Here is a 7,123-nt window from a genome sequence, read left to right as displayed (position 1 = left end):
GTCAGCGCCAGCCCGGCAGCGAGCTGGGCGAACTTCACCTGCGCGGCCGGGCTTGCGCCATCCGGATCGTAGAACAGCGCGCCGGTCGCGCTGTCGTACACGACCTGCGCCGCGTTGTTGGCCGTCGCCGCCGTCCCGATCACCAGCGACACCGACGCGCCGAAGCCGCCGAACACGCTCCGGCTCAGCCCGATCCAGTCCTCCGCCACGGCGAAGTCGGCGATCCGGTCGACGTTGCTCGTGGCATTCAGCGCGCTCTCGAACACGAAGGTGTCGCGCCCCGCCTCGCCGTGCAGCACGTCGTTGCCCGCGCCGCCGACCAGGCGGTCGTCGCCGGCGCCGCCCGCGACGAGATCGTCGCCGCTGCCGCCCTCGAGCCAGTCGTTGCCGGCGCCGCCCCACAGGGTGTCATGGCCATCCGCCCCGGCCAGGATGTCGTTGCCGCCCTGGCCGTTGAGCTCGTTGGCCTCGGCCGAGCCGTAGACCGTGTCGTTCCCTGAGCCGCCGAGCACGTTCTCGAAGCCGCTGATCACGTCGCCCGCCGCCTGGCCGGCCGTATAGCCGGTGCGCAGGTCGACGAGAGCCCCGTCCGCGCCGCCATAGACCAGCGTGTCGGTGCCATCGCCGCCGCTCAGCGTGTCGGCACCCGCGCCGCCGGCCACGAGATCGTTGCCGTTGCCGCCCTCGAGCCGGTCATTGCCGGCGCCACCCCACAGGGTGTCATGGCCGCCCGCGCCCGAAAGGGTATCGTCTCCGTCCTGGCCGTTGAGCTCATTGGCATCGGCGCTGCCGTAGAGGATATCGTGACCCGAGCCGCCGATGACGTTTTCGATGCTGCTGTAACGGTCACCCGAGGCCTGGCCGTACACGGCCGTGCCGGTGCGCAGATCGACCAGGACGCCGTTCGTGTCGCTGCCATAGTCGACCGTGTCGGTGCCGTCGCCACCGTTCAGCGTGTCCGCACCTTCGCCGCCCGACAGAACGTCATCGCCGGCGCCACCGTTCAATATGTCGTCTCCGTCCTCACCAAAAAGAACGTCGTTTCCAGAAGCACCAGTCAGGAGATCATTTCCACTGCCGCCAGAAAGAATATCGGAGGCGCTGCTCCCGCCTATAGTGTCGTTGTTCAGCGTCCCGTGCTGCAGATAGGTCGCCTGAACGTTACCGCCCACTACGTAGAGGACGACAGATCGCTCGACATTCTGGCCCGGAGTGGATGATCCGCCGTCTCCAGGAACAGGAGAGCCATTTATCACCTCCTCTGGGGTGACCAGCACCCCTGTGCCATCAGGTCTTTGTCTGAGAATGTAAATTCCGTCGGTAAGAAAGCTGCCATGATCATTGCCGATGTATTCATAAGAGCCATCCGTAACAGTTCCATCTGGGATCAACGGCTCTCCATTGCCAAACATGTCAGCGATGCTGGAGAATACAAGGCCTCCGTTTTCAAGGACTCTGTACACGCCGCCATTCAGACTAATCCAGAATGTGCCGTAGTCGGTTGTAACGCTTTCACCCATGTAAGGGTCTGTATAGCCCCCATCCTGGGACGTCCCCCCACTTCCTCCTGAGCTTCCGCTCCCCGAGTCGCCAGTGGTGCTCCCTCCACCACCAGAGCTTCCGCTCCCACTGAATATTGGACCATGAAGCAGAAGGTACATCTCCAACTCAAGCGACGTCATCGCCATGTGGTCTCTCCTCTAGATTGAATGAGCAACTATAAGTCGCTTTTATGAAATAACGTTTCATAGGATATCGACGCAAGCATAATTTGAAAGATTGAGAAATTACAACTAAGAGTATTCCACGCCTGGGGATATTTTCAGAGTTCGTTTGCAACAGCACCAGCTGAAAAACACGCCTTTTCAACCTCGGATATAGCTAAGATGCTTTGAATAAACTTCAGGAGAAGATGATGCTCTGAGAGGGAGAGTTGTCGAACTCAATGAGGCCGCTCAACGTGAGTGGGGTCACAAGGGCTGGCCCGCCTCGACCCTGGCAACGCATATTGCACGATCAGGCTGGATTGTTGACCAGTGATTTCTTCCCTCTGCTCTCAATGATGGCCATCCCAGGCTCCCATGCGAATTCCGCGTGAAATGATCCGATGAAGCTGCTAAACGCCCCTCATCTCAGTCCTGACACACCACGAGAGCCGCGATGAACGCGCCCCGATCCGAATTCCTCAAAGTCCTCACCGAGCGGGGCTTCATTCATCAGACCTCCGATTTCGACGGGATCGATGCGGCTGCCCTCGAGAACCGGCTGACGACCTATGTCGGCTATGACTGCACGGGCCCTTCGCTCCATGTGGGCCACCTGCTCTCCATCATGATGCTGCACTGGCTCCAGAAGACCGGCGCCGGCAAGCCGATCACGCTCATGGGCGGCGGCACGACCCGGGTGGGCGACCCTTCGGGCAAGGACGAGAGCCGCAAGCTGCTGACGGTCGAGCAGATCGAGGCCAACAAGGAGAGCATCAGGACCGTCTTCTCGCGCTTCATCAGCTTCGGCGAGGGCAAGACCGATGCGATGATGGCCGACAATGCCGAGTGGCTGACCAAGCTCAACTACATCGAGTTCCTGCGCGATGTGGGCCGGCACTTCTCGGTCAACCGCATGCTGTCCTTCGACAGCGTGAAGCTGCGCCTCGACCGGGAGCACGAGCTGTCGTTCCTGGAATTCAACTACATGATCCTCCAGGCCTACGATTTCGTGGAGCTCAACAAGCGCTATGGCTGTGTGCTGCAGATGGGCGGCTCGGACCAGTGGGGCAACATCGTCAACGGCATCGACCTCGGCCGCCGCCTCGGCACGCCGCAGCTCTATGCGCTCACCTGCCCTCTCCTGACGACGGCTTCAGGCGCCAAGATGGGCAAGACGGCCTCCGGAGCGGTCTGGCTCAACGCCGACATGCTGAGCCCCTACGACTACTGGCAGTTCTGGCGCAACACCGAGGATGCGGATGTCGGCCGTTTCCTGAAGCTCTTCACCATCCTGCCGATGGACGAGATCGCCAAGCTCTCGGCCCTTCAGGGCGCGGAGATCAATGAGGCGAAGAAGGTTCTCGCAACGGAAGCCACGGCTCTCCTCCATGGCCGCGACGCCGCGTTGCTCGCAGCCGAGACGGCGCAGAAAACCTTCGAGCAGGGTGCGCTGGCCGAGAGCCTGCCGACCGTCGAAGTACAGTCGGGCGTCCTGCAGGACGGTCTCGGCGTGCTGACGGCTTTCGGTCCCGATTATGCGAAGCTCGTGCCGTCATCGAGCGAAGCGCGCCGCCAGGTCAAGAGCGGCGGCCTCAAGGTGAACGACGAAACGGTTTCCGACGAACGCGCCACGCTGAGCCTGTCCGACCTGACAAGTGAAGGCGTGATCAAGCTGTCCTTCGGCAAGAAGAAGCACGTCCTCCTGCGCGCCGTCTGAGCGGCTGACCATGCCGTCCCGGCCGGGCTTGTCCCGGCCGTCCCGGTCAAGTCGAGCGCTGAGGTTTCCCATCGAGATCGCCGGCACAAGGCCGGTGATGACGCAAGAGAGTGATGCTCGAACCCTGATCTGGCGCATCGTTTATTGCGGAAAACCGGGTCCACTTTTCACTAACGTGGCCCTACGGGTCGCTAGCGCGGCCCGCTGGGTCCGCACGATGCGCTAGCGTTCCGGCACCGTCGGCAGCGATCCCGTCTGCGGCTCCGCTCCCACGCCGAAGAGTTTGCGCAGGAAGCCGGGAGCGACGGCCGAGAGCGGATTGACCGTCAGGGACGGCGAACTCGCCTGACCGTTCAGGCGGAAATTGACCGCGAACAATCCCTCATACTGCCCCCCGCCCAAGAGCGGGCCGAAGAGCGGCACCTGGGCGAACACGTTGTTGAGGCCATAGGCGGGCACGAAGGTCCCGGTGATGTCCAGCCGGTCGCGGGCATAATCGATGAAGCCGCCGAGCGTGAACCCGATCTGGTTGCCCCAGATGGCCGCATCCTTGAAATCGAGCCGCCCGGCATTGCGGGTGAATTCGAGGCGGGCCTTGGCGAACTGCACCTCGTTCACGTCCACGCGGACCGCCTGCGGATTGCCGGCCCGGTCCTGGCCGGCGATGATCTGGGTCTGGGTCGGGATGATCCGGCGAAGAGCCGGCTCATTGACCAGGGCGAAGGAGTGCAGGATCACATGCCCGGCCTGCGGGCCGTCGCCCGTGGCGATCTGGAGGATGAGATCGCCGCCGGACATCCGTCGATAGATATCGGTGAAGCGCAGGAGCGCACCGGCATCCTGCGCCTGCAGGATCACCACCTGGTTGCCGGCATCCGGCATGGTCCGCCCGATGACGTCGCTCGCACCGAGGCGCCCCCTCATGTCGAGCTGCCGCAGATTGTCCTTGCGCACCGAGGCCTTGATCACAGCATTGGTGATCGCCTCCTCGTTATAGCCGGTGAGGATGTTCAGGTTGAGATCGAGGTCGAAGTCCTTGCCGTCCTTCTGAGCGGCCGCATTCCGGCCCGATGCGGCGGAGCCCGTGGCACCGCCCTTCACGAAGGGACGGGCGTCGCCCACATTGCCCCGGATCGCGACCTTGTAGACGTTGTTGGCGCGCTCGACCTGGGCGCGCATGTCGTCGCCGGGCGAGAGCTTGAAGGTCGAGAGTTCGGCTTTCTCCAGGCCTCCCTCGCTCGTGAGCACCGCATTGCCCTTCAACTGCACGCCGCCGCTCTCGAGGAGCAGATCCCGGACCTCGTTGGTGGGCCCTTCGACCATGGTGAAGCTCAGCTTTCCCGGTCGTCCGACCGGTTTCACCCAGCCTGGGATCAGCTGATCGATACCGGCCCTGGCGAGATCCGCCTCGACGAGAATGATCGACGGAGCCGACGCGCCGAGAGGCAGGCTTGCCTTCAGACCGATCGTTCCCGTGAGCTGGGAGCCGAAGGACAGCCCCCGCCGGCTGCGGGCCGCCTCGTCGAGGGCGAACGCGACGCTGGCCTGTCCGCCCTGCCTGTTCTTCTGCAGATCGATGGCGGCCTGGCTTCCGGCGAGCTTGCCTTCGCCTTTGACGGCGAGCTCGCCCTTGTCATAGGCGATCGTCAGGTTGGCGCCTTCCAGGCGATCTTTGCCGAAGAACTTGTCGACGGCAAAGTCAGTGACCGTTCCGCTGACTTTCAGGGGCATGTCGGCGAAGGGCGGAATGTCGTGGACGGGAAGTCCGATACCGACGCGCAGATCCGTCCTGCCCTTCATCGTCGCCGGGTCGATGTTGAAACCCGCGATCTCCTTGATGCGCGGCTCCAGCAGCATCGCGCCCAATCCGTCGGCTCCGCCGCTGAGGCGAAAGTCGATCCGGGCCCGGCCGTTGTCGTCCCAGTAATTGTCGAGGATGAACGTGCCGTCGGAGGCCGTCAGGGAGCGGCCTTCCGCCATCTGGACGAGCCCCGTGGAGGCACGCACGCCGACCTGCCTGCCGGTCACCCGGCCGGTCGCGTTCATCGCCGAGATCGGCGTCAGGCCGTCGGCAACCTGGAGAGTGCCGTCGGAGATGGAGAAATCGATCTTCAGGGTCTCCGCCGGTATCGGGCCGCCAGACACCGCCTTCGCGATGTCCGCGCCACTCATCGCCACCCTGAGATCGATAGCTTCCAGCATGCCCGCCTTGAGGTTGGACACGAGATACCTCCGGACCGGAGGGGCGACCGCCTCGGGCCAGATTCGCAGGGCGGAACGGATGTTCGTCTTGTCCGCGCGCACATCCAGGTGAAGGCCCTTCGGGTCGGCGGAGGCCCCCAGAAGGCCGCTGATGCGCGCCGACAGCTCGGGTCCTTTCAGGGTGACGCTGTTGATATTGACGCCGTCCAGACCGGACAGGTCGGCGGCGAACTCGCTCACCTGAAGCGGGCGATCTCCCGCCGCTGCGCCGGACCACTGGAGATCACGGCCGCCGAGCGACAGATGCCAAGGCTTGTCGGCATTGGCCATTGCAAGACGCCCTTGCAGCTGCAGCTTCGTATCGCCGCCCTTCAGGTCGAGCTTCTGGAGTTCGAGAGCCTTCTCGGCCTCGTTCCACTGCACCTCGATCGTGGCGCGCTCCACCGGAAAGGCCGACGTGTCTTTGTCCTCGATCTGGAACGTACCGGCGTTGCTTTCGAGCCGCGCCTGCATCTGCGTGACGCGACCCGCCGCATACGCGATGTCGAAGCGGCCGGAGAATTCGATATCGGTGCTCGCCGGCAGTTCGGATGCTCCCGTGAGGAGGAGAATGTCCTTGATCGGCACTTCCCGCGCGTCCACACCGGCCCGATAGGCACCATCGCCTTCCACGACGGCGTCGCCGTTGAGAACCCAGGGACCCTGGTCCCCTTCGACCGTGGCGGCGAACCGCCGTCCGCCCTTGTCCGTCCAGTCGAAGGCCGCATCGACGCGCTGGAACCTGGCCCGCTCACGGCCGTCCGCATCGACGAAGACGAGGCGCGCATTGGTCAGCTCTGCCTGGCCGAGCGAGTTCAGAACGCTCCCGGGGCCGACCATGAGGTCGAGCAGCGACCCGACGACACCTGAGACGGGGGAAGGACCGTTGGCATCGCGAGCCAAGGATGCAGCCGCTTCCTTTGACGGCTCCGGGGCAACGGGCGCAGGCGACGCGGCGGCCTCGCCATCGGCAGCCTGCACGGGCGAGAAGGCGAGCGACCCGTCCCGGTTGACGAGAACCCGTAACTGCAGGTCGCGCACCGTAATGGCTTTGGGCTGAAGGTTGCCGGTCAGAAGGGAGGCGAGATTGACGCTGAAGATCGCGTACGGAGCCCGCAGGACGAGATCGCCACCTGGAGCCCGGATATCGAGACCGTTCGCGCGCAGGGCAGGCGAACCGTCGTGCAACTCGATGGCGGTATTCCCCAAGGTGACGTTCCAGCCGGGCCCGATGCGTGCCGCCAAGGCTTCGGCGACCCGCTCGGGCAGGCGCCCGAAAGTCATGGGGGCCGCTGAGAGACGCAGGTAAAGCAGGCCGAACGCGGCGGCCAGGAAAACGACAAGCCCAAGCTTCACATAGAGAGTGCCACGAACAACGCGGTTGAGAAGGCTCCGTTTGACCGGTTCTCGCCGGGACAACGTGGTGCGAAATGGAAGCTTCATTCTTGTGACGTTGGAC

At 63.9% G+C, this 7,123-nt stretch carries 3 protein-coding genes; 1 reads left to right on the top strand and 2 read right to left on the bottom strand.

Going from position 1 to position 7,123, the window contains the following annotated elements:
- On the bottom strand, window positions 1-1,277 hold a 1,277-nt coding region (locus tag DDF70_RS26450; protein WP_162820681.1), incomplete at its 3' end, for a calcium-binding protein.
- 883 nt (window positions 1,278-2,160) lie between these two features.
- Between DDF70_RS26450 and tyrS the strand changes: the two genes are divergently transcribed.
- The gene (gene tyrS, locus DDF70_RS26440; protein ID WP_114947740.1) at window positions 2,161-3,423 is read left to right on the top strand and encodes a tyrosine--tRNA ligase; all 1,263 of its coding nucleotides are present in this window, start codon (window positions 2,161-2,163) and stop codon (window positions 3,421-3,423) included.
- A 222-nt stretch (window positions 3,424-3,645) separates the two neighbouring features.
- Here tyrS and DDF70_RS26435 read toward each other — a convergent pair whose 3' ends face one another.
- Entirely contained in the window at window positions 3,646-7,107 is a 3,462-nt protein-coding gene (locus DDF70_RS26435; RefSeq protein WP_114947739.1) for a YhdP family protein, read from the bottom strand.
- Window positions 7,108-7,123: the final 16 nt, after the last annotated feature.

This window comes from Microvirga calopogonii (genome assembly GCF_003347665.1).
Lineage (GTDB): Bacteria > Pseudomonadota > Alphaproteobacteria > Rhizobiales > Beijerinckiaceae > Microvirga > Microvirga calopogonii.
Note: the sequence above shows the minus strand (reverse complement) of the source record. Positions and strands in the feature narration are given on the sequence as shown.